Origin of the sequence: Streptomyces sp. NPDC057253 (assembly GCF_042669125.1) — a bacterium.
GTDB lineage: Bacteria > Actinomycetota > Actinomycetes > Streptomycetales > Streptomycetaceae > Streptomyces.
Genome location: NZ_JBHUXV010000037.1, coordinates 50264 through 73546, shown reverse-complemented (window position 1 = coordinate 73546; position 23283 = coordinate 50264). Strand labels below are relative to the sequence as shown.

At 71.4% G+C, this 23283-nt stretch carries 20 protein-coding genes and 1 pseudogene; 12 read left to right on the top strand and 9 right to left on the bottom strand.

The features are described 5' to 3' along the window. Positions 1–118 precede the first annotated feature (118 nt). Both meaB and ACFULQ_RS21580 read right to left on the bottom strand, forming a co-directional pair. Entirely contained in the window at positions 119–1075 is a 957-nt protein-coding gene (meaB, locus tag ACFULQ_RS21585; RefSeq protein ID WP_383546285.1) for a methylmalonyl Co-A mutase-associated GTPase MeaB, read from the bottom strand. Between the two features lie 34 nt (positions 1076–1109). Further along, positions 1110–2312 (bottom strand): acetyl-CoA C-acetyltransferase, encoded by a 1203-nt coding sequence (locus ACFULQ_RS21580; RefSeq protein WP_383546284.1) that lies wholly within the window; start codon positions 2310–2312, stop codon positions 1110–1112. A 149-nt stretch (positions 2313–2461) separates the two neighbouring features. On the opposite strand from ACFULQ_RS21580, the gene mce reads away from it, so the two are divergent. From mce to ACFULQ_RS21545, 7 genes are all read left to right on the top strand, one after another. Next, positions 2462–2902 carry a methylmalonyl-CoA epimerase gene (gene mce, locus ACFULQ_RS21575; protein ID WP_059192301.1) on the top strand — a complete coding sequence of 147 codons (441 nt, stop codon included), beginning with the start codon at positions 2462–2464 and terminating at the stop codon, positions 2900–2902. A gap of 382 nt (positions 2903–3284) precedes the next feature. Then, positions 3285–7163: a polarized growth protein Scy gene (gene scy / locus ACFULQ_RS21570; RefSeq protein WP_383546281.1), complete on the top strand. Its 3879-nt coding sequence runs from the start codon at positions 3285–3287 to the stop codon at positions 7161–7163. A 182-nt stretch (positions 7164–7345) separates the two neighbouring features. Then, positions 7346–8281 carry a cellulose-binding protein gene (locus tag ACFULQ_RS21565; RefSeq protein ID WP_383546280.1) on the top strand — a complete coding sequence of 312 codons (936 nt, stop codon included), beginning with the start codon at positions 7346–7348 and terminating at the stop codon, positions 8279–8281. A 157-nt stretch (positions 8282–8438) separates the two neighbouring features. Continuing rightward, positions 8439–9401, top strand: a complete 963-nt coding sequence (locus tag ACFULQ_RS21560; protein ID WP_383546278.1) for an ABC transporter ATP-binding protein — start codon at positions 8439–8441, stop codon at positions 9399–9401. A gap of 2 nt (positions 9402–9403) precedes the next feature. Further along, positions 9404–10174, top strand: a complete 771-nt coding sequence (locus ACFULQ_RS21555) for an ABC transporter permease (protein ID WP_383546277.1) — start codon at positions 9404–9406, stop codon at positions 10172–10174. 119 nt (positions 10175–10293) lie between these two features. Further along, entirely contained in the window at positions 10294–11688 is a 1395-nt protein-coding gene (locus tag ACFULQ_RS21550) for an ABC transporter ATP-binding protein (RefSeq protein WP_383546276.1), read from the top strand. Next, positions 11685–12557, top strand: a complete 873-nt coding sequence (locus ACFULQ_RS21545; RefSeq protein ID WP_383546274.1) for an ABC transporter permease subunit — start codon at positions 11685–11687, stop codon at positions 12555–12557. The genes ACFULQ_RS21550 and ACFULQ_RS21545 overlap by 4 nt, the downstream gene beginning before the upstream one ends. A 21-nt stretch (positions 12558–12578) precedes the next feature. Here the strand turns inward: ACFULQ_RS21545 and ACFULQ_RS21540 are convergent, their stop codons facing one another. Further along, positions 12579–12920, bottom strand: coding sequence for an ATP/GTP-binding protein (locus ACFULQ_RS21540; RefSeq protein ID WP_383546272.1), 342 nt, complete (start codon positions 12918–12920; stop codon positions 12579–12581). Between the two features lie 222 nt (positions 12921–13142). Between ACFULQ_RS21540 and ACFULQ_RS21535 the strand changes: the two genes are divergently transcribed. After that, positions 13143–14171, top strand: a complete 1029-nt coding sequence (locus ACFULQ_RS21535; RefSeq protein ID WP_383546270.1) for an LLM class flavin-dependent oxidoreductase — start codon at positions 13143–13145, stop codon at positions 14169–14171. Between the two features lie 115 nt (positions 14172–14286). Here ACFULQ_RS21535 and ACFULQ_RS21530 read toward each other — a convergent pair whose 3' ends face one another. Continuing rightward, entirely contained in the window at positions 14287–14679 is a 393-nt protein-coding gene (locus ACFULQ_RS21530) for an SCO5389 family protein (RefSeq protein WP_232652334.1), read from the bottom strand. Between the two features lie 256 nt (positions 14680–14935). Between ACFULQ_RS21530 and nucS the strand changes: the two genes are divergently transcribed. Continuing rightward, positions 14936–15607, top strand: a complete 672-nt coding sequence (nucS, locus tag ACFULQ_RS21525; RefSeq protein ID WP_383546269.1) for an endonuclease NucS — start codon at positions 14936–14938, stop codon at positions 15605–15607. 74 nt (positions 15608–15681) lie between these two features. Here the strand turns inward: nucS and ACFULQ_RS21520 are convergent, their stop codons facing one another. The 4 genes and pseudogenes from ACFULQ_RS21520 to ACFULQ_RS21505 form a co-directional block, all read right to left on the bottom strand. Further along, entirely contained in the window at positions 15682–18207 is a 2526-nt protein-coding gene (locus ACFULQ_RS21520; protein WP_383546267.1) for an ATP-binding protein, read from the bottom strand. 250 nt (positions 18208–18457) lie between these two features. Then, positions 18458–18781 carry an STAS domain-containing protein gene (locus tag ACFULQ_RS21515; protein WP_383546265.1) on the bottom strand — a complete coding sequence of 108 codons (324 nt, stop codon included), beginning with the start codon at positions 18779–18781 and terminating at the stop codon, positions 18458–18460. Between the two features lie 192 nt (positions 18782–18973). Then, positions 18974–19822, bottom strand: a complete 849-nt coding sequence (locus ACFULQ_RS21510) for a 3-hydroxyacyl-CoA dehydrogenase family protein (RefSeq protein ID WP_383546263.1) — start codon at positions 19820–19822, stop codon at positions 18974–18976. Between the two features lie 137 nt (positions 19823–19959). Continuing rightward, positions 19960–20067, bottom strand: a pseudogene (locus ACFULQ_RS21505) (TetR/AcrR family transcriptional regulator); the annotation flags it as partial. Between the two features lie 85 nt (positions 20068–20152). Between ACFULQ_RS21505 and ACFULQ_RS21500 the strand changes: the two are divergent. Next, positions 20153–20725, top strand: coding sequence for a cob(I)yrinic acid a,c-diamide adenosyltransferase (locus tag ACFULQ_RS21500; RefSeq protein WP_383546261.1), 573 nt, complete (start codon positions 20153–20155; stop codon positions 20723–20725). On the opposite strand, the gene ACFULQ_RS21495 is transcribed toward ACFULQ_RS21500, so the two are convergent. Further along, a complete protein-coding gene (locus ACFULQ_RS21495; RefSeq protein WP_383546259.1) occupies positions 20722–21252 on the bottom strand; it encodes a hypothetical protein in 531 nt (176 codons plus the stop codon). The two genes, ACFULQ_RS21500 and ACFULQ_RS21495, sit on opposite strands and share 4 nt — an antisense overlap. A gap of 152 nt (positions 21253–21404) precedes the next feature. On the opposite strand from ACFULQ_RS21495, the gene ACFULQ_RS21490 reads away from it, so the two are divergent. Together ACFULQ_RS21490 and ACFULQ_RS21485 are read left to right on the top strand one after the other, a co-directional pair. Further along, on the top strand, positions 21405–22568 hold the full coding sequence (locus ACFULQ_RS21490) for a sensor histidine kinase (RefSeq protein WP_383546257.1): 1164 nt from the start codon (positions 21405–21407) through the stop codon (positions 22566–22568). Further along, on the top strand, positions 22565–23206 hold the full coding sequence (locus ACFULQ_RS21485) for a response regulator (RefSeq protein WP_383546255.1): 642 nt from the start codon (positions 22565–22567) through the stop codon (positions 23204–23206). Before ACFULQ_RS21490 ends, ACFULQ_RS21485 begins: the two co-directional genes overlap by 4 nt. Positions 23207–23283 lie beyond the last annotated feature (77 nt).

Below are 23283 nucleotides of genomic sequence, written 5' to 3'. Positions count from 1 at the left end.
TTCCTCGGAGGAGGCGTGGAAGGGGACACCGAGGAGCCACGGGAGCAGGTGCTCGAACCGTGGCCCGGTGTCCGCCTTACGCCAAGGAGAGGAACATGGCGTCAACCTAGCAGCGGGGTCAGCCCCGCGTCAGGCCCTCCACCAGCTCGTCGGCCGCGCGGTAGGGGTCCAGTTCGCCGGCGACGATCCGCTCCGCGAGGGCGTCCAGGCGCTGGTCCCCGCTGAGGTCGCCGATGCGTTCGCGCAGGGCGGTGACGGCGATCGCCTCGACCTCGTGGGCGGCGCGGGCGCGCCGGCGCTCGGCGAGCACGCCGTGCTCCTCCATCCACGCGCGGTGCTTCTCCAGGGCCTCCACGACCTCGTCGACGCCCTCCGCCCGGGCGGCGACGGTCTTGACGATCGGCGGGCGCCAGTCGCCGGGCCGGCGGGATTCGCCGAGGCCCAGCATGTGGTTGAGCTCGCGGGCGGTGGCGTCGGCGCCGTCGCGGTCGGCCTTGTTGACGACGTAGACGTCGCCGATCTCCAGGATTCCGGCCTTGGCGGCCTGGATGCCGTCGCCCATGCCGGGGGCCAGCAGGACGACGCTGGTGTCCGCCTGGGAGGCGATCTCGACCTCCGACTGGCCCACGCCGACCGTCTCGACCAGGATCACGTCGCAGCCGGCCGCGTCCAGGACCCGGATGGCCTGCGGGGCGGACCGGGCGAGGCCGCCCAGGTGACCCCGGGTGGCCATGGAGCGGATGTAGACGCCCGGGTCGGAGGCGTGCTCCGACATCCGGACCCGGTCGCCGAGCAGGGCGCCGCCGGAGAAGGGGGACGACGGGTCGACGGCCAGGACGCCGACCCGTCGGTCCTGCTTGCGGTACGCGGTCACGAGCGCGGAGGTGGACGTCGACTTGCCCACCCCGGGCGAGCCCGTCAGACCGACCACGTACGCCGTGCCGGTGAGCGGAGCCAGCGCCGCCATGACCTCCCTGAGCTGCGGGGACGCCCCCTCCACCAGGGAGATCAGCCGGGCCACGGCCCGCGGCCGGCCCTCCCTGGCCTGGGCGACCAGGGTGGAGACGTCCTGCATCACAGCTCCGTTCACAGCGACGACGTACCCGAACTCAGGCCTTGGGTACCCGCACGACCAGCGCGTCACCCTGACCGCCGCCGCCGCACAGGGCGGCCGCGCCGACCCCGCCGCCGCGCCGCTTCAGCTCCAGGGCGAGGTGCAGGACGAGGCGGGCGCCGGACATGCCGATGGGGTGGCCGAGGGCGATCGCGCCACCGTTCACGTTCACCTTTTCGGTGGACACGCCGAGGTCCTTCATTGACTGGACCGCGACGGCCGCGAACGCCTCGTTGATCTCGATGAGGTCGAGGTCGGAGACCTCCAGGCCCTCCTTCTTGAGGGCGTGCAGGATCGCGTTGGAGGGCTGGGACTGGAGGGAGTTGTCCGGACCCGCCACATTGCCGTGGGCGCCGATCTCGGCGATCCACTCCAGGCCCAGCTCCTGTGCCTTGGTCTTGCTCATCACGACCACGGCGGCGGCGCCGTCGGAGATCTGCGAGGCGGAGCCGGCGGTGATGGTGCCGTCCCTGGTGAACGCGGGGCGCAGCTTGCCCAGGGACTCGGCGGTGGTGTCGCCGCGGATGCCCTCGTCCTTGCTGAAGACGACCGGCTCGCCCTTGCGCTGCGGGATCTCGACCGGGGTGATCTCGGCCTCGAAGACGCCGTTCTTCTGGGCGGCGGCGGCCCGCTGGTGGGACAGGGCGGAGAACTCGTCCTGCTCGGGGCGCAGGATGCCGAGGCGGGTGTTGTGCTTCTCGGTGGACTCGCCCATGGCGATGTTCTCGAAGGCGTCGGTGAGGCCGTCGTGGGCCATGGCGTCGAGCATCTCGATCGCGCCGTACTTGAAGCCCTCGCGGGACTTCGGCAGCAGGTGGGGGGCGTTGGTCATGGACTCCTGGCCGCCCGCGACGATCACGTCGAACTCGCCGGCGCGGATGAGCTGGTCGGCCAGCGCGATCGCGTCGAGGCCCGAGAGGCACACCTTGTTGATGGTGAGCGCCGGGACGTTCATCGGGATGCCGGCCTTCACGGCGGCCTGACGGGCCGGGATCTGGCCCGCGCCGGCCTGGAGGACCTGGCCCATGATGACGTACTGCACCTGGTCGCCACCGATCCCCGCACGGTCGAGGGCGGCCTTGATCGCGAAGCCGCCGAGGTCGGCTCCCGAGAAGGACTTCAGCGAGCCCAGCAGCCGTCCCATGGGCGTACGGGCGCCCGCGACGATCACCGAGGTCGTGCTGTTCGATCCAGACATGAGCTGCGATCCCCTTCCGGCTGCACTGCCGAGGAGTGTGAACGAGGGTTTACTTCGAATGTACTGAGTGGCACTCCGTGCCGTCACCCGGCCGTCGGTGTGATCGCGCGCACGTTGCGTAACCGTTTCGCGAGCGCTGCACTGACTACATGCTGACGCGAATCGACCACATCGGGATCGCCTGTTTCGACCTCGACAAGACCGTCGAGTTCTACCGGGCCACGTACGGCTTCGAGGTGTTCCACTCCGAGGTCAACGAGGAGCAGGGCGTACGCGAGGCCATGCTCAAGATCAACGAGACCTCCGACGGCGGCGCCTCCTACCTGCAGCTTCTGGAGCCGACCCGCCCCGACTCCACCGTCGCGAAGTGGCTGGACAAGAACGGCGAGGGTGTCCACCACATCGCTTTCGGTACGGCGGACGTCGACGCCGACGCGGCGGACATCAAGGACAAGGGCGTACGCGTTCTGTACGAGGAGCCCCGACGCGGCTCCATGGGGTCACGGATCACGTTCCTGCACCCCAAGGATTGCCACGGCGTACTGACAGAACTGGTCACTTCGGCGCCTGTTGAGTCACCTGAGCACTGACCCTCGTACATATGGGCCGGTAGGGTTGGGGGCGGTCGTCCCCGGAAGGGGGGTGGCCCGGTCTCGGCGTCAGAGGTGGCGCCTGCCGTGCAGTGCCCGGCACGCACGCTCGCCGCGTTGCCGAAAGGCCCTAGTGGCTCCGCCACGAGGACCTTCCGGCGCCTTGCGATCGCACGCACCGGACACCGCACGGCCCGCCCTTCGGGCGGACGACGCCACCTCTGACGCCGAGACCGCCGGGGTTCGGGTTTCGGGGGACGAGCAGCGGGCGGCAGCCCATGCTCCGCCGTTGATCTGACACCATTCCCCGGGGGCCCCGTTCGGCGGATGGACAGGGCTCGTTCGGAAAGACTTGCGACCAGGGGACGGATGGGACCGCGCAGTGCGGGGCTACGAACGCCAGGAGCGAGAGCCGGCGGCTGACGTCGACCACCTCTCTCGGTTCGAGGCCGAGATGGACCGGCTGAAGACCGAGCGGGAAAAGGCGATCCAGCACGCCGAGGACCTCGGCTACCAGGTCGAGGTGCTGCGCGCCAAGTTGCACGAGGCGCGGCGCACCCTCATGTCCCGGCCCGAATTCGGCGGCGGTGACATCGGCTACCAGGCCGAGCAGTTGCTGCGCAACGCGCAGATCCAGGCCGACCAGCTGCGTCAGGACGCCGAGCGCGAGCTGAGCCAGGTCCGGGCCCAGACCCAGCGCATCCTCCAGGAGCACGCCGAGCAGGCCGCGCGCCTCCAGGCGGAGCTGCACCAGGAGGCGGTCACCCGCCGTCAGCAGCTCGACCAGGAGCTGGCCGAGCGCCGGCAGACCGTCGAGTCCCACGTCAACGAGAACGTGGCGTGGGCCGAGCAGCTGCGCGCCCGCAGCGAGTCCCAGGCCCGCCGGCTCCTGGAGGAGTCCCGCGCGGAGGCCGAGCAGGCCATGGCGGCCGCCCGCGCCGAGGCCGAGCGGGTCACCAGCGAGGCCCGGCAGCGGCTCCAGAGCGAGGCCGAGGCGGCCCGCGCGGAGGCCGAGCAGCTGCTGCGGCGGGCCCGCGCGGACGCCGAACGGCTCCTGGAGTCCGCCTCCACCCAGGCCCAGGAGGCCACCGACCACGCCGAGCAGCTGCGCACCTCCACGGCGACCGAGTCGGACTCCGCCCGCCGCCAGGCCACCGAGCTGAGCCGGGCCGCCGAGCAGCGGATGACGGAGGCCGAGGAGGCGCTGCGCAAGGCGCAGGCCGAGGCCGAGAAGGTGCTCAGCGAGGCGAAGTCGGCCGCCGAGAAGGCGCTCGCGAGCGCCGAGTCGGCCAACGAACAGCGCACCCGTACGGCCAAGGAGCAGGTCGCCCGGCTGGTCACCGAGGCCAGCGAGGAGGCCGAGGCCACCAAGGCCGCCGCCGAGCAGATCGTCGCCGACGCCCGCGCCGAGGCCGAGAAGATCGTCACCGAGGCCGCCGAGAAGGCCCGTACGCTCACCGCCGAGGAGAGCGCCACCCAGCTGTCCAAGGCCGCCAAGACCGCCGAGGACGTCCTCAACAAGGCGCAGGAGGACGCGCAGCGGACCACCAGGGCCGCCGCCGAGGAGGCCGAGCGGATCCGCCGCGAGGCCGAGACCGAGGCGGACCGGCTGCGCGCCGAGGCGCACGACATCGCCGAGCAGCTCAAGGGCTCCGCGAAGGACGACACCAAGGAGTACCGGGCCAAGACGGTCGAGCTCCAGGAGGAGGCCCGGCGGCTGCGCGGCGAGGCCGAGCAGCTGCGCGCCGACGCGGTCGCCGAGGGCGAGAAGATCCGCGCGGAGGCCCGCAAGGAGGCCGTCCAGCAGATCGAGGAGGCCGCCAAGACCGCCGAGGAGCTGCTCTCCAAGGCGAAGGCGGACGCCGACGAGCTGCGCCAGAGCGCTACCGCGGACAGCGAGAAGGTCCGCACCGAGGCCATCGAGCGCGCCACCACGCTGCGCCGGCAGGCCGAGGAAACCCTGGAGCGCACCCGTAACGAGGCCGAGCGGCAGCGCGCCGAGGCCGTCGAGCTGTCCGAGGAGATCGCGGCCGCCGCCGAGCGCTCCGCCCAGGAGCTGCGCGAGGAGACCGAGCGGGCCATAGAGGCCCGTCGCGCCGAGGCCGCCGACGAACTGACCCGGCTGCACACCGAGGCCGAGGAGCGCCTCGCCAACGCCGAGCAGGCGCTCACCGAGGCCCGGGAGGAGGCCGCGCGGATCCGCCGCGAGGCCGCCGAGGAGGCCGACCGGCTGCGCACCGAGGCCGCCGAGCGGATCCGTACCCTCCAGCAGCAGGCCGAGGCCGAGGCGGACCGGGTGCGCACCGAGGCCGCGGCCGACGCGTCCGCGTCCCGCGCCGAGGGCGAGTCCGTGGCCGTACGGCTGCGGTCCGAGGCCGCCGCGGAGGCGGAGCGGCTCAAGTCCGAGGCGCAGGACACCGCGGACCGGGTCCGGGCGGAGGCGCGGGCCGCCGCCGAGCGGCTCGCCACCGAGGCGTCCGAGACCCTGGCCGCCGCCCAGGAGGAGGCCGACCGGCGCCGCCGCGAGGCCGAGGAGTACCTCGGCTCGGCCCGCCAGGAGGCCGACCAGGAGCGTGAGCGGGCCCGCGAGCAGAGCGAGGAGCTCCTCGCCTCCGCCCGCAACCGCGTCGAGGAGGCCCAGGCAGAGGCCGTACGGCTGGTCGAGGAGGCGGACCGGCGGGCCGGCGAGATGGTGTCGGCCGCCGAGCAGCACGCCCAGCAGGTGCGCGACTCGGTCGCCGGGCTGCACGAGCAGGCCCAGGAGGAGATCACCGGGCTGCGCTCCGCCGCCGAGCACGCGGCCGACCGCACCCGGCGCGAGGCGCAGGAGGAGGCCGACCGGGTCCGCTCGGACGCCTACTCCGAGCGCGAGCGGGCCAGCGAGGACGCGGCCCGGATCCGGCGCGAGGCCGCCGAGGAGACGGACGCCGCCAAGTCGCTTGCCGAGCGCACCGTCTCGGAGGCGATCGCGGAGGCGGAGCGGCTGCGGTCGGACGCGTCCGAGCACGCCCAGCGGGTGCGCACCGAGGCCTCCGACACCATCGCCCAGGCCGACCAGGACGCCGCCCGCGCCCGGGCGGAGGCCCGCGAGGACGCCAACCGCATCCGCTCGGACGCGGCGACGCAGGCCGACACCCTCATCACCGAGGCGCGCAACGAGGCGGAGCGGCTCACCGAGGAGACCATCACCGACACCGACCGGCTGCGCACGGAGACGGTCGCGGAGGCGGAGCGGGTACGGGCCGAGTCGGTCGCGCGGGCCGAGCAGCTGATCGGGGAGGCCACCGGGGACGCGGAGCGGCTGCGCGCCGAGGCCGCCGACACCGTGGGGCAGGCCCAGCAGCACGCGGAGCGGATGCGCACCGAGGCCGAGCGGATCCGGGCGGAGGCGGCGGCCGCGGCCGAGGAACTGGTCAACTCCGCGCGCGAGGAGGCCGACCGGACCCTCGACGAGGTCCGCAAGGAGGCCAACAAGCGCCGCCAGGACGTGGCCGAGCAGGTCGACACGCTCATCACGGAGACCGCCGCCGAGGCGGACAAGCTGCTCAACGAGGCACAGCAGCAGGCGCAGAAGACGACCGCCGAGGCCGAGGCGCAGGCCGACACCATGGTGGGCGCGGCCCGCAAGGAGGCCGACCGGCTGGTGTCGGAGGCCACCGTCGAGGGCAACGCGCGCGTGGAGAAGGCCCGCACGGACGCGGACGAGCTGCTCGTCGGTGCCCGCCGGGACGCGACCGCCATAAGGGAGCGCGCGGAGGAGCTGCGCGACCGGATCACCGGTGAGATCGAGGCGCTGCACGAGCGGGCCCGCCGTGAGGCCGCGGAGACCATGAAGTCGACCGGCGACCGCTGCGACGCGCTCATCAAGGCGGCGGAGGAGCAGCTCGCGAAGGCGCAGGCGAAGGCCAAGGAGCTGGTCTCGGAGGCCAATTCGGAGGCCGGCAAGGTGCGCATCGCCGCGGTCAAGAAGGCCGAGGGGCTGCTCAAGGAGGCCGAGCAGAAGAAGGCCACGCTGGTCCGGGAGGCCGAGGAGCTCAAGGCCGAGGCGATCCGCGAGGCCCGGCGCACGGTCGAGGAGGGCAAGCGCGAGCTTGAGGTCCTCGTGCGCCGCCGTGAGGACATCAATACCGAGATCTCCCGTGTCCAGGACGTCCTGGAGGCGTTGGAATCCTTCGAGGCCCCAGCGGGGGGCAAGGACGGTGGCGTCAAGGCGGGCGCGGCGGTCGGCGCCCCTCGTTCGGGTAAGCCGTCGGACAGCTGAGCGGCGGTCGGAATCCGGCGTCTTCTGGGGCCTTTGACCAAGTTTTTGGCAAGCCGTCCCAGGGTTAGCCACTCAAAAGGGGTGTCATTCTCCAGATCAAACACGTATCCGCTCGATGACACACCGCTTCGGCCCCTAGGATTCCCCCTATCACCTCACCGGTCTCATTTGACAGGAACCCCATGAGCGACACTTCCCCCTACGGCTTCGAGCTTGTGCGGCGTGGGTACGACCGCGCTCAGGTGGACGAACGGATCTCCAAGCTCGTCTCCGACCGTGACAGCGCTCTCTCCCGCATCACCGCCCTGGAAAAGCGCATCGAGGAGCTCCACCTCGAGACGCAGAACGCCCAGGCCCAGGTGTCCGACGCCGAGCCGTCGTACGCGGGCCTCGGCGCGCGTGTCGAGAAGATCCTCCGACTCGCCGAGGAGGAGGCCAAGGATCTGCGCGAGGAGGCCCGTCGCGCGGCCGAGCAGCATCGCGAACTCGCCGAGTCGGCGGCCCAGCAGGTCCGCAACGACGCAGAATCGTTCGCTGCGGAGCGCAAGTCCAAGGCCGAGGACGAAGGCGTCCGGATCGTCGAGAAGGCCAAGAGCGACGCGTCCCAGCTGCGTGCCGAGGCGCAGAAGGACGCGCAGTCCAAGCGTGAGGAGGCGGACGCCCTCTTCGAGGAGACCCGCGCCAAGGCCGCGCAGGCCGCCGCCGACTTCGAGACGAACCTCGCCAAGCGCCGGGAGCAGTCCGAGCGCGACCTGGCGTCCCGTCAGCAGAAGGCGGAGAAGCGTCTCGCGGAGATCGAGCACCGGGCGGAGCAGCTGCGCCTGGAGGCCGAGAAGCTGCGCACCGACGCCGAGCGCCGCGCCCGCCAGACGGTGGAGACGGCTCAGCGCCAGGCCGAGGACATCGTGGCCGACGCCAACGCCAAGGCCGACCGGATCCGTTCGGAATCCGAGCGCGAGCTCGCGGCTCTGACGAACCGTCGCGACTCGATCAACGCCCAGCTGACGAACGTCCGCGAGATGCTCGCCACGCTGACCGGTGCCGCGGTGGCCGCCGCCGGCGCCCCGGCCGACGACGAGCCGATCTCCCGTGGGGTTCCGGCCCAGCAGTCCCGGTAACACCGCCTGACGGCAGCACGAGGGCCCGTACCGTCTCCCCCGGAGGTACGGGCCTTCGGCGTGTCCGGGGCCCGTTGCGGGATTCTTACCGCTTCCGTCGGTCTCCGTTTGCTCACAGGAGTGGCATCCGCAGGGGCGCACCCCTAGCGTGGTCGGCATGATCGAGCTAGCGGGGCTGACCAAGCGGTACGGCGAGAAAGTGGCGGTGAACAACCTCACCTTCACCGTCAGACCGGGCATCGTCACGGGCTTCCTCGGTCCCAACGGGGCGGGCAAGTCGACCACCATGCGCATGATGTTGGGCCTGGACCGGCCCACCGCAGGGGACGTGCGGATCGACGGCAAGCACTACGACCAGCTCAAGGACCCGCTGACGTACATCGGGGCCCTGCTGGACGCCAAGGCCATGCACGGCGGGCGCAGCGCCTACAACCACCTGCTGTGCCTCGCGCAGAGCAACGGCATCCCGACCCAGCGGGTGCACGAGGTGCTCGACACGGTCGGTCTGACGGCGGTGGCGAAGAAGAAGGCCAAGGGCTTCTCGCTCGGCATGGGCCAGCGGCTCGGCATCGCGGGCGCGCTGCTCGGCGACCCGCGGATCCTGATGTTCGACGAGCCGGTCAACGGGCTGGACCCCGAGGGCATCCACTGGATCCGCAATCTGATGAAGTCGCTGGCCGCACAGGGCCGCACCGTGTTCGTGTCGAGCCACCTGATGAGCGAGATGGCGCTGACCGCCGACCACCTCGTGGTCATCGGCCAGGGCCGGCTGCTCGCCGACACCTCCATGGCCGACTTCATCGCGCAGAACTCGCGGACGTACGTCAGGATCCGCACCCCGCAGCGCGAGCGGCTGCTCGACGTGCTGCACGCGGCCGGGGTCACCGTGGTGGAGACCGGCAACGGCACGCTGGAGGTGGACGGCAGCAAGTCCGAGTACATCGGCGAGCTGGCCGCCCAGCACCAGATCGTGCTGCACGAGCTCAGCCCTCAACAGGCCTCCCTGGAGGAGGCGTTCATGCAGCTGACCGCGGAGTCGGTCGAATACCACGCCCACAGCGACACACCTGTCGACGCACCCCGGCAGCAGCCGTGGGGCGACGGCTGGAAGGGGAACTGACCATGGCGGCGACCCAGGTCATCCGCTCCGAGTGGACGAAGATCCGGTCGGTGGCCTCCACGGTGTGGACGCTCTCCCTCGCCGTGGTCGTCACCATCGGGCTCGGCATCCTGATCTCGGCCCTGTCGAAGAACGAGTTCGACAACATGAGCCGCAAGGACCAGCTCTCCTTCGACCCGACCTTCATCAGCTTCGCCGGGATGAGCCTCGGCCAGCTCGCGATGATCGTGTTCGGGGTGCTCGTCGTCTCCAACGAGTACAGCACCGGCATGATCCGCACCTCGCTGGCCGCGGTACCGCAGCGCGGCACCTTCCTGGCCGGCAAGATCGCGGTGGCGACCGCGCTCTGCCTCGTCGTCGGACTCGTGACCAGCTTCCTCACCTTCTTCCTCGGGCAGGCGATGCTCGGCTCCCACAGGGCGGAGATCGGTGACACCGGCGTGCTGCGCGCGGTCATCGGCGGCGGCGTCTACATGACCCTCATCGCGATGTTCTCGATGGGCGTGGCCGCGATGCTGCGCTCCCCGATGCTGTCGCTGGGCATCCTGATGCCGTTCTTCTTCCTGATCTCCAACATCCTGGGCAATGTCTCGGCGACGAAGAAGATCGGCCAGTTCCTGCCCGACCAGGCCGGCAGCAAGATCATGCAGGTCGTCACACCGATCGACGACGACACTCCCTACGGCCCCTGGGGCGGGCTCGGGATCATGGCGCTGTGGGTGGCGGCCGCCCTGATCGGGGCGTATGTCCTGTTGAAGAAGCGGGACGCGTGACGCGTGACGCGGGAAGCCTTTGCTTTCATTTGAGCGGAACCGTCAGCGCCCCGATAAGCTCCTAACCCTTACGGGGGGCGTGTGCCCCGCTGTCCTGAACCTTGCGATGGGTGCGGAGCATGATCGAGGCAGTCGGCCTGACCAAGCGCTACGGCGACAAGACCGCTGTGTACAACCTTTCCTTCCAGGTGCGTCCCGGTGCCGTCACCGGCTTCCTCGGCCCCAACGGCTCGGGGAAGTCGACGACCATGCGGATGATCCTGGGGCTGGACAACCCCACGTCCGGCCAGGTGACGATCGGCGGCTACCCGTACCGCAGGCTGCCCAACGCGGCCCGGCAGGTCGGGGCGCTGCTCGACGCGAAGGCCGTGCACGGCGGCCGGGCGGCCCGTAACCATCTGCTGTGCCTGGCCCAGCTGTCCGGGATCCCGGCCCGCCGGGTGGACGAGGTGCTGGGCGTGGTCGGCCTCCAGGACGTGGCCAGGAAGCGCTCCAAGGGCTTCTCGCTCGGCATGGGCCAACGGCTCGGGATCGCGGCCGCGCTGCTCGGCGACCCTCAGGTGCTGCTCTTCGACGAGCCGGTCAACGGGCTCGACCCCGAGGGCATCCTGTGGGTGCGCAACCTGATGAAGGCGCTGGCGGCGGAGGGCCGCACGGTCTTCGTCTCCTCCCATCTGATGAGCGAGATGGCGCTGACCGCGGACCACCTCATCGTCATCGGGCGCGGGCAGCTGCTCGCCGACATGAGCATCCAGGACTTCATCGCCGCGAACTCCGCGGGCTTCGCGCGCGTGCGCACGCCGGACACCGAGCCGCAGCTGCGGGAGAAGCTGGCCGCCGCGCTCACCGAGGCCGGCGGGCACGTCCTGCCGGAGCAGGACGGGGCGCTGCGGGTGACGGGACTGGCGCTCCCCCGCATCAGCGATCTCGCGCACGGGGCGGACGTACGCCTGTGGGAGCTGTCGCCGCACCAGGCCTCGCTGGAGGAGGCGTACATGCGGATGACGCAGGGCGCGGTGGACTACCGCTCCACGATCGACCAGAAGGAGGGCCTCATGCAGCCCCTCCCGCCGGGCGCCCAGCCCCCGATGCCGGTCCCGGGCCAGGGCCAGCCGGGCTGGTACGCCCCACCACCGCCCCAGCAGGGCGGCCAACCGTTCGGCGGCCCGCAGGCCCAGCCGACACCCTACGGCGGCCCCGGCACCCCCAACCCGTACGCCCAGCCGGCCCCCGCGGCCCCCCAGCCCCCGACCGCCGTACCGACACCGCAGACGGCCCCGCCCGCGCCCGCCGGTGCTGTCTCCGCCCCCGGTGGCCCGACCCAGCCCGCCGCCGCGCAGGCCGCCCCTCCGGTGAGCCACCCGCAGGCCCAGGCTCCGGCCCCCCAGCAGGCCCCGCCGGCGCCCGCCGCAAGCCCCGCGCCCGCCGCCGCGCAGACCACCCCTCCCGCCCCGCAGGGTTCCGCTCCCGCCCCGCAGGGATCCGCCCCGAGTCAGCCCGAGGACGCCCGATGAGCACCCCGCAGCCCCCGATGCCGCAGGCCGCCGCAGTGAACTGGCAGGCGGGCGCCGGACCGTCCCACCCGGGCTACACCTCGCCGATCCCCGTCGTGCGGACGCATCTCGGGCACGCGATCGCGTCGGAGTGGACGAAGATCCGGTCCGTGCGGTCGACCATGTGGACGCTGGGCGTGTTCGTGCTGATCATGATCGGGATCGGGCTGGGAGCCGCCGCCCTGGTCGCGGCAAACAGCTCGCCGGACAGTCTGCGGGGCGAGAACCCGCTGTCGTTCGGGTTCTTCGGGCTGCTGCTCGGCAGCATGTGCGTCATCACCCTCGGCGTGCTGACGACGGCCTCCGAGTACGGGACGGGAATGATCAGGACCACCATGGTCGCCTGCCCCTCCCGCGGACGGGTCCTGGCCGCGAAGTCGATCGTGTTCTTCGCCGTCGCCTTCGTGACCACCTTCGTCTCGGTGCTCCTGGTCGCCTTCGCGGACATCGCCCTGCTGGACGGCGCCCGCACCCCCACCGGCCAGGAGTGGCTGAAGGGCACCGTCGGCATCTCGCTCTACATCGCCCTGCTCGGCCTGCTCTCGCTGATCATCGGCTCGATCATCCGGCACTCGGCGGGCGCGATCACCATCATGATCGGTGTCGTGCTGGCCCCGCTGGTCATCGCGCTGTTCATGCTCGCGCAGTCGCTGGAGGGCGTGCGCCAGGCGCTGTTCGAGTACTCCATCCCGAACCAGCTCAGCGTCTTCTACTCCAACTCCCTCACCGAGAGCGGCCCTTCGGGCTGGGACCCGCTGTGGATCATCATCGGCGTGACGGCCGTCGCATTCGCCGGCGCCTACGCCCTGCTGGAGCAGCGGGACGTGTAGGACCGCCCGCCCTTCGAGGGCTCAGAACTTCGGCGCGTTACGGGACCGCTGCACCCGCGTGGTGCGGCGGTCCCGCGCGTTCCAGCACGCCTTGTGCCAGTGCCGGCGCTCGTCGACGCCGGAGTGGTCCGGCCAGGCCACGATGTGCGGGACGCCGTCCGGGATCATCTGGTCGCAACCCGGGCAGCGGTACGTCTTGCCCTGTGCGCTCGCTCCCGCCACATGCCGTACGTTCCAGTCCTCGCCCTGCCAGTGCGTCGAGGACTGGAAGCCGCCGTAGCGGCCGGACCGGTCGTCCTCGGCGCTGCTGCCGGCCGAGTCCGACGAACCGGAACCCTTGGGTCGGTTGCGACGCGGGGACACAGGACACCTCACGGGGCTATACAGGAAGCAGGGACCGCGTCCAGCCTACGCGGCGGGCGGCGGGGTACGCGTAGGGCACCAACCCCCACAAGTCCCCTTGCCGACGGCCCATTCTCCAGACAATCGGCAAATCTCTCCGCCAGGCCGTGTCCTCGGCACGTGTCAGACGGTTATGCCGGGTGGGGGAGCTCCGTGTCGGAGCCAAGGAAGCAGGAAAAGCACATGCACGTAGGAACATTCGTGTTGGCGGCCCAGTTCCCGGGGCAGGGCCAGGGGGAGGCGCTGCACCGCGCGGTCCGCTCGGCCGAGCTGGCGGAGGAGGCCGGACTCGACGCGGTCTGGCTGGCGGAACACCACTTCGTGCCGTACGGCACCTGCCCGTCCGCGATCACCCTGGCGGCCCTGCTGCTGGGCCGCACCCGTCGGCTCCGCGTCGGCACCGCCGTGAGCGTGCTGCCCACGGTCCATCCGGTCGCCCTGGGCGAGCAGGCCGCGCTGCTGCACATGACGAGCGGCGGGCGCTTCTCGCTGGGGGTGGGGCGCGGCGGACCCTGGGTCGATCTGGAGGTCTTCGGCGCGGGTCTGGAGGCGTACGAGAAGGGGTTCCCGGAATCACTCGATCTGCTGGTGCGCTGGCTGCGGGAACCCTCCGTGGGGGCGGACGGCGAGCGCTTCCGGTTCCGCGAGGTGCCCGTCGTGCCCCGGCCCTCCGAGTCGCTCACCGAAGCGGACGGCCCCGAGGTGATCGTCGCCTGCACCTCCCCGGCGAGTGTCCGGCTGGCCGCCGAGCGCGGGCTGCCGATGCTGCTGGGGATGCATGTCGGGGACGAGGAGAAGGCGGAGATGGTCGCCCTGTGGCGCAGGCAGGCGCGCGCGGCCGGACACGCGCCGCAGAAGGTCCTGGAGGCGCCCCATGTCTCGGCCGGTGTCTGCCAGATCGCGGACCGGCGTACGGACGCGGTGGAGGCGCTGGTGAAGGCGATGCCGGGCTGGCTCAGGCAGGGGCTCGGCGCCCATGTCACGGTCGACGGCCGCGCACGGCAGATGCGCGATCCGGTGGCCTACACCGAACTGCTCTGCGGACTGCACCCGGTGGGCACCCCGCGGCTGTGCGCCGACCGCCTCGCCGCGACCAGCGAGCGGACCGGCATCTCCCGCTTCGCCCTGCTCGTCGAGGGCTCGGGAGACCTGGCGGCCACCGAGGAGAACGTACGGCGGCTGGGTGCGGAGGTGCTGCCGCACCTCACCTGAAGAGGTGTCGGCGTATCTGACCTGAAGTGGAACAGGAACCCTTCCTCCGGCGGGAGCTTGCCGCCCCGGTACTGATGCACCTCCCGCGTACGGAGCGGCAAGCAGGCGCTTGGCGTCAGCAGTCCCGGAACTCCGGAGACTGGTTCAGCAGTTGACTGCGCACCGAGGTGAAACGGGCCAGCGTCTCGTCGACCGAGGCATCCAGCGGGAACACCGCCACCCGGTGGCAGTTCTGGAAGGCCAGCCGCACACCGAAGTGCCGCTGCAGCGCGCCGCGTATCGCGTCACTCGCAAGCGCACGCAGCAGCTGACCGCGTGCCTGCTCGTCCGGCGGGGGCGTCTGGTTGTCGGCGAAGTTGCCGCCGTCCACCTTCAGCTGGGCCACCAGGGAGCTGATCATCTCCCATGCGTAGGGCAGGGAGGTCCGGACGCAGTCGACGAATTCCGCTTCGTCGACCTCGCCTCGCTCGGCCTTCTCGAGTAGGGCCGGTGAGACGTCGAGCGACATGGGTTCTCCTCTCGCACCCCTGATTCCTCAGGGGTTGCCGGACAGATAAAGGGAGTTCGCGCTGCCGGACACTCTCAGTACATGCCTCGCGACCTCCCGTTTACTACGGTAGGCAACCGACGGTGACGGCACCAGGAGAATGCGAACAAAGGGCACTCCCAACAGGCCCACAATCGGCCACAAGTGAACAGGGTTTCTCCACAGCCTTACGGGCCGAATCGCGTGGACATGCGCCCGTCGAGTAGCGTTGCCGACCATGCGTCTCGTCATTGCCCGGTGTTCCGTCGACTACGCGGGCCGGCTCACCGCCCACCTGCCCTCGGCCCCCCGTCTGATCCTGGTGAAGGCCGACGGCAGCGTCTCCATCCACGCAGATGACCGCGCCTACAAGCCTCTGAACTGGATGTCGCCGCCCTGCACCCTGAAGGAGGGAGCCGGGGACGAGGAGGGCGTCTGGACCGTCACCAACAAGGCGGGCGAGAAGCTCATCATCACGATGGAGGAGGTCCTGCACGACTCCTCGCACGAACTGGGCGTGGATCCGGGCCTGATCAAGGACGGCGTGGAAGCACACCTTCAGGAGCTGCTCGCCGACCGCATCGAAACGCTCGGGGACGGCTACACCCTGATCCGCCGCGAGTACATGACGGCCATCGGCCCGGTCGACATCCTGTGCCGGGACGCCGAGGGGCAGACCGTCGCGGTGGAGATCAAGCGGCGCGGCGAGATCGACGGCGTCGAGCAACTCACCCGCTACCTCGACCTGTTGAACCGCGACCCGCACCTCGCCCCGGTCCGCGGCATCTTCGCCGCGCAGGAGATCAAGCCCCAGGCCCGCGTCCTCGCCACCGACCGCGGCATCGGGTGCCACGTCATGGACTACGACGCGCTGCGGGGCATCGAGGACGACAAGCTGCGCCTGTTCTGACGACACCTTCTCCGCTACGACGACGAGGGCCGGGTCCGTTGCGACGGACCCGGCCCTGTTGTGTGCGCGTGTTCCTAGATGACCGACCCGCTCGGCGAGCTCACCGTGCTGCTCTCCGGGGCACTGGCCGAACTGCTGGTCTCCACCGGGGCGGAGGAGGCGGGGCCGCTGGCCGAGGTGGAGTTGCTCGGGGTGGTGTCGGTCGGGGTGGGTGTGGTTGAGGGCGTCGCTGTACCCGTCGGGCCGCTCGGCGTCGCCGACGCGGAACCGGAGCCGGTCGGTGTGCCGCTGGGCGTCGAGGGCCTCGACGTGTTCGACGGACGCGGCGACGTCGGCCTGGACGTCGGCGACGAACCGCTGCCCCGCGTCCCGCTCGGATCGTCGGACGGCTTCGCCGTACCCGTCGGCGTCGGATCGTCCGACGTCCCGTACGTCCCGTCCGGGCCGGGATCCGTCGGCCGGGACGTCGCCGTGCCCGTGTCGCCCTTGCCGTCGTCGTTCTTCGGGACGTCCGCGCCGAGGTTGCCGTCGTCGATGCCGATGCTGGCCGACGGGTTGACGCCGACCTCGTTGGACGGGGCGTTCGGGTCGTTGTCGGAGGTGGCGCCCAGGGTCACCACCGTGCCGAGGACGGCGACCAGGAGCGCGCCCGCGCCGGCCGCGACGAGGTTGCGCTTGGCGAGGCCCTTGAGCCCGCCGCGGGCCTTGCGCGAGGGCGCCGGCGTGCCCGGGGTGCGATGGACGACGATCGTCTGGGATTCGCCGGGCGGCTGGAGCTGCGGGAAGGCCGCGGGCACTCCCCCGGGCGGTGAGGCCGACTCGTCGTTGCGCGCGTCGGGCACCTCCTCGCCCGCCATCGCGCCGAGGCCGGCCAGGCCGGGCGCGGTCCCGTCCCGGTCGGAGACCAGGGTGAGTGCGCGCCGGCCCGCGACGGTGCCGCGCTTGTCGGCGAGGGCACCGCGCAGGCCGATGGAGGCCTCCAGTTCGGCGCGGGCCCGGTCGAGCTGTCCGCCGCAGAGCGCGAGGATGCCGAGTTCGTGGTGGAAGTAGGCCTGTTCGGACACCTCGCCGGCGAGCTGGGCGGCCTCCGCGCCGGAGCGCAGGGCCCGCTCCCAGGCGCCCCAGTGACCGCCGGCGGCGAACGCGGGCGCCGCGGTGCGGGCCAGCTGCACGGTGGTCGTCTCCTCGCCGTCGAGGGGCACGGTGGTCACCGGGACCAGGACGGTGAGGGCGGCGAGCAGTGCGTCCGCCTCGGCGCACACCCGCTCCGGGGTGACCGAGGGATGGCCGGCCCACCAGGTGTAGTGCTGGGCGGCGGTGCGGGCGCGGTCCTCGGTGTCGTCGCCGTATCCGGCGGCCTCCAGCTGGGTGAGGACCCCGGCGGCGAGCCGGTAGCGGGAGCCGACCGGGGAGACCAGGCCGCAGTCCGCGAGCTCGCCGAGGGCGGCGTCCGCGTGGGTGTCGCCGACCAGGGCGGGCAGATGCGCCTGGTGGGGCACCTCGCCGCCGAGGGCGACGGCGAACCGCAGGGTGGCGCGCGCGGACTCGCTGAGCTTGGAGGCGAGCAGCGGGGCGGGCGCGGCGGCGTCGCCCAGCGCGGGCAGGGGTACCTCGTCGGCGTCGTCGGTGGCCGGCGGGGCGTCCGCGACGGCCATGTCCGCGAAGACGCCGAACTCGTCGACGGCTCCGGCGCCGGCCCGCTGCCGGTCGCGCTGCCGGAGCAGGGCGCCGGCCTGGACGAAGCGCAGCGGCAGGCCCTCGGACTCGAACCAGAGGTCGCCCGCCCAGTTCGACTCCTCCTCCGTCAGCACCCGGCCGACGGCACGCTCCAGCAGCTCCACACCGTCCGCGCGCTCCAGGCCGCTGAGGAGGACCTCCTCGACGGCGGCGTCGGCGGACGGTGCGGGCACCTCGGGCGTGGCGCCGATCACGAACGCGCACTCGGGGGTGGCGTCGAGGAGTTCGTCGAGCGCGGCCCCGCCGAACTCGATGTCGTCGAGGACGACGACCGCGCCGATCTCGCGGACCAACGAGAGCAGCTCGTCCCGGTCGGGGCGGTGCAGGGGCGAGTCGTAGACGGAGTAGTAGAGGTCGTACAGCAGCTCGGTCGCCGTGCGGTGGAAGCCGGTGAGCCGGATCACGCCGTCGGGGGCGAGGTCCGAGCAGTCCTCGGCGACGACGTCGAGGAGGCTGGTGCGGCCGGAGCCGGCGGGGCCGGTCAGCCGGACCGAGCGGCCGCGGGCGAGCATGCGTACGAGCTGCTCGCGCTCGTCCTGGCGGGCCAGGAGCGGCAGCACGGTGCGGGTGGGTCCCGGCGGGACGGGCGGGCGGGCCGCGCGGTCCACCTCGGCGCGTTCGGCGGCACCGAACTTGGCGGGCCGCCCGGGTCGCTCACCGGGCGGGCAGGCCTCTATCTCGCTGCCGTCAACGGGGTTGACGGTGAGCAGGAAGTCACCGGCGACGAGCTGCACGGTGCGGGCGAGCGCCGGTGAGTGCTGGCCGAAGTCGGATGTCAGGGAGTCCCTGGGAGGCCGCTGACGCGGCGAACCGCCGTCATCGTCATGGCCGTACTCCTCGGGTCCCTGGTTGTTAGGGTCCATAGGTTCAAGCCCCCCAAAAGCGTCTCGTGTGCCGTCAGTGGCCCCTCCCGGCCGGCAGCACACTGCGCTGTCGCTTCTGGTCCGGGCCCGCTGGAAGGGATGCAGGCAGCGGGCGACCGAACCCTAAACCTTCGCACAGTATCTACGACAGCCCGGGGTACCGCGCCGTCCGAGACGTCACAGTCTCGTGAGGATTGGGCGTGACAGGCGTTTCGCGACGCGTGCCAGGTGTTCCGCCCCCGTGGACCGGTCAGACCCGGGGCAGCGACTCCACGCCGATGCCGCCCTCGATGGCCAGGATCCGGTGCAGTCGGGTGGCGACCAGGAGGCGCTGCATCTGCGGCGGTACGTCGCGCAGCACCAGGCGGCGGCCGCAGCGGCCGGCCCTGCGGTGCGCCCCCATGATCACCCCGAGGCCGGTGGCGTCCCAGGAATCCAGCTCGGACAGGTCGAGCACCAGGTCGCCGGCTCCGTCGTCGACGGCCGAGTGCAGGACCGTACGGGCGTCCGCCGCGCTGCGGACGTCGAGGCGGCCCCCGACGACCAGCCCGGCGTGGTCGCCCCTGATGTACATATGCGCTCCCCGTGAGTGCGTGTAGTACTCCACGAATGTGATGTCCAGTGATGACACCTCTGACTGCGTTGAGCGGCCAGAGGTTGCCGTCCGTAAGCGAACCGATACCGAATTCACCCCGAGGTGTGAAACCAGAGGGGCTTGTGCGGTTTCGGAGGATGTTCCGGCAGCTGCCTCAGCAGCTCAGCTGCCTCAGTAGCTGTAGAAGCCCTGCCCGCTCTTGCGTCCGATGTCACCGGCGTCCACCATCCGGCGCATCAGCTCCGGCGGGGCGAACTTCTCGTCCTGGGACTCGGTGTAGATGTTGCTCGTGGCGTGCAGCAGGATGTCGACGCCGGTGAGGTCCGCCGTGGCGAGCGGGCCCATGGCGTGGCCGAAGCCCAGCTTGCAGGCGAGGTCGATGTCCTCGGCGGTCGCGACGCCCGACTCGTAGAGCTTGGTCGCCTCGACGACGAGGGCGGAGATGAGACGGGTGGTCACGAACCCCGCCACGTCCCGGTTGACGACGATGCAGGTCTTGCCGACCGACTCGGCGAACTCCCGCGCGGTGGCGAGGGTTTCGTCGCTGGTCTTGTAGCCGCGGACCAGCTCGACGAGCTGCATCATCGGCACCGGCGAGAAGAAGTGCACGCCGACGACCCGCTCGGGGTGTTCCGTCGCCGCCGCGATCTTGGTGATCGGGATCGCGGAGGTGTTCGAGGCCAGCACGGTGTCCTCGCGCACGATCTTGTCGAGCGCGCGGAAGATCTCGTGCTTGACCTCCAGCTTCTCGAAGACGGCCTCGACGACGACGTCGGCGTCGGCGGCCGCGTCCAGATCGGTGGTCGCGGTGATCCGGGCGAGGGCCGCGTCGGCGTCGTGCGCCTCCAGCTTGCCCTTGCTCACGAACTTGTCGTACGAAGCCTTGATGCCGTCGGTGCCGCGCTTGAGCGCCTCGTCGGTGACGTCCCTCAGGACCACGTCCCAGCCCGCCTGGGCAGAGACCTGGGCGATGCCGGAACCCATCAAGCCGGCGCCGATGACGGCAAGCTTCCGTGCCACTGTTGCGACTCCCCTTTGAAACGCCTTACGCCCTGTTTACGTTGCCTCTGCGGCGGACACTAGCGCTCGTGAAGGGCTGTGTGACCGGTTAGTAATGCGCGTCACGTCTCATCTGACGGACATCACACCGGTAGCTGTCACGAGTGGTCTCGTACGGCGTAGTTGAGCACCTTATCGCTCAACAACTCCTCCCCGTCGCAGAGAAGCACGAGTGTCTCTCGTGACACTTCGTCCGGTTCGCGCCCGGACGCAGTAAGCGGTCGCACAGAGCTCCCGTGACGGTCGGCACACGCGGGTTCCGGACGGCCGGGACGAAACTACGCTGAGGTCATGGTCAATCTGACGCGCATCTACACCAGGACCGGCGACCGGGGCACCACCGCCCTCGGGGACATGAGCCGGGTCGCCAAGACCGATCTGCGGATCTCCGCGTACGCGGACGCCAACGAGGCGAACGCGGTGATCGGCACGGCGATCGCCCTGGGCGGTCTGGAGGAGGAGGTCGTCAAGGTCCTCACCCGCGTCCAGAACGACCTGTTCGACGTCGGTGCCGACCTGTCCACGCCGGTGGTCGAGAACCCCGAGTTCCCGCCGCTGCGCGTGGAGCAGTTCTACGTCGACAAGCTGGAGGCGGACTGCGACCGCTTCAACGAGCGGCTGGAGAAGCTCCGCTCCTTCATCCTCCCAGGCGGCACCCCGGGCGCGGCCCTGCTCCACCAGGCCTGCACGGTCGTACGCCGGGCCGAGCGCTCGACCTGGGCGGCCCTGGAGGTCCACGCCGAGCACATGAACCCGCTCACCGCGACCTACCTCAACCGCCTCTCCGACCTGCTGTTCATCCTGGCGCGCACGGCGAACAAGGACGTCGGGGACGTGCTGTGGGTGCCGGGCGGCGAGCGCTAGCGCTTCTCCTTCGGGAAGAGCGTGTAGCTGCCCGCGATGATCACGTTGATGCCGATCACCCACAGCATGCGCTGCTGCCAGGCGCGCAGGGACTCGATCCGACCGTCGCCGACGTACCAGACCGCGGCCTGGAGCAGGACCATGGCGACCACCGCGGCGAGGATCCAGCGGCCCGCGACCTTCCACTCGTGGACGGCGCGGGCCGTGCCGTACTTCGGCGGCCGCACCGGCGGCGGGCCGCCCGCGAACCGGTGGGCGACCCTGGCGTCGGCCCACTTGATCGTCGAGTGGCCGAGCCCCACGGTGAAGCCGATGTAGACGGCGGCCAGGCCGTGCCGCCAGTCGGGCTCGGCGCCGTTGCGCAGGTCGATCGCGGTGACCGCGAACAGCACCAGCTCAAGCAGCGGCTCGCACAGCAGCAGGGCCAGTCCGGTCCGTGGCATCCGCAGCCCGTAGCGGAAGGCCAGTCCGGCCGCGAGCAGCACCCAGAAGGCCACCTCGCAGGCGATGATCAGTCCGACGACCACGACACGCTCCCTTCGCTCACCCCTCCAGGCTCGCGGCGGCCCCGGCCTCTTTCGTCGTCGGCGGTGACGAGACCGCCGTACATCGAAAGATGCAGTCCAGGACCGTCCCCGGGGATCAGGCGCGGGGCGCGGGCGCCGTGTTGGATGGGGGCATGGCCCTCCCCCGCCCGCACCGCTTCGACGTGTACATCGCGGCCGGCGGGCTGCTCGGCGGGCTGCTGCTGGTGGGCATCGGCCTGAGCACCCGGCCGGCGACGGATCCGATCACCCTCTTCGACGGCCCCTGGCCCGTGCTCGTCCCCCTCGTCGTGCTGGCCGGCTGTGAGCTGCTGCGCCGCGCGGCCCCCCGGACGGCCCTCCTGATCGGCACGGCCGGCATCTGCGCCGACGTCGTGACGCAGGGCAGTCTCGCCACGGTCCTGATGTTCACCGACGTGATCTACGCGGCCGTGCTGTACGGCCCGCTCGCCTCGGCCCGCCGGATCCAGTGGATCACCGGTCTGCTGACGGTGGCCGGGACGCTGGTGCCGTTCGCGGTGTGGCGCGAGCCGGAGGCGCTGCTGATCGGTGTGGTCGTCGGGGTCGTGGCGTACGGGCCCGCCGGCACCGGCTGGATCGTGCGCAACCACCGGGACGCCGCCGAGGCCGCCCGGCTGCGCGCCGAACAGACCGCGCTGCTCGCCGAGATGGACCGCACCCAGGCGGTGGCCGCCGAACGCGCCCGGATGGCACGGGAGTTGCACGACATGGTCGCCAACCACCTCTCGGCGATCGCCATCCACTCCACGGCCGCGCTGTCGATCGACGAACCGGCCACGTCCCGCGAGGCGCTGGCGGTCATCCGGGAGAACAGCGTGGCGGGCCTCGCCGAGATGCGGCGGCTGATCGGCATCCTGCGCGACGGCGACGGCGAGCCCGCCGCGGTCCCGACCCTCGACGGCCTCACCGCCCTCGTCGAAGGGGCCCGGGCCAACGGCCTTGACGTCACCCTGGACGCCTGCCACGACGGCGCCGTGCCTGCTCCGGTCGAGCTCGCCGCCTACCGGATCGTCCAGGAGTCGCTGACCAACGCCCTCAAGCACGCCTGCCCCGGCCGGGTCACGGTGTCCCTCGCCGAGCGGGACGGCGATCTGACGGTCGAGGTGAGCAGCCCGTACGGCGACCGGGACGGGCCCCGCGCCCCTGGCTCAGGTGCCGGTCTGGTCGGGATGCGGGAGCGGGCCGCGCTCCTCGGGGGCACGTTCCGGGCCGGACCGCGGGGCGCGCTGTGGACCGTGCATGCCACGCTCCCCGTGTCGGAAGGAGAATCCGAATGATCCGTGTCCTCGTCGCCGAGGACCAGTCAGCCGTCCGCGCCGGGCTCGTCCTCATCCTGCGCAGCGCCCCCGGCATCGAGGTGGTCGGCGAGGCGGCGGACGGTGAGCAGGCGGTGGCGCTGGCCCGGGAGCTGCGGCCCGACCTGGTGCTGATGGATGTGCAGATGCCGCGTCTGGACGGGGTGTCGGCCACCCGGCAGGTCGTCGCGGAGGGCCTCGCGGACGTCCTCGTGCTGACCACCTTCGACCTCGACGAGTACGTGTTCGGGGCCCTGCGGGCCGGTGCCGCCGGTTTCCTGCTGAAGAACACGGAGGCGAAGGACCTCATCACGGCCGTGCGCACGGTGGCACGGGGCGAGGGGATCGTCGCCCCGGCCGTCACCCGGCGGCTGATCGCCGAGTTCGCCGCCGGGCCGGTGCGCGGGACCGGCGTCGATCCGACCGTCCTCGACACCCTGACCCGCCGGGAACGCGAGGTGCTCTCCTGCCTCGGCGAGGGCCTGTCCAACGCGGACATCGCGATCCGGCTCGACATGGCGGAGGCGACGGTGAAGACACACGTCAGTCGTCTGCTGGGGAAGCTGGAGCTGCGCAGCCGGGTGCAAGCGGCGGTGCTGGCGCAGGAGTTGGGAGTCTGAAAGCGCTTGAGGGAGCCGTATACAAGAGTGGTCCAGACCTATTGACCCGTGGTCCAGACCTTTCTATTCTCACGGCA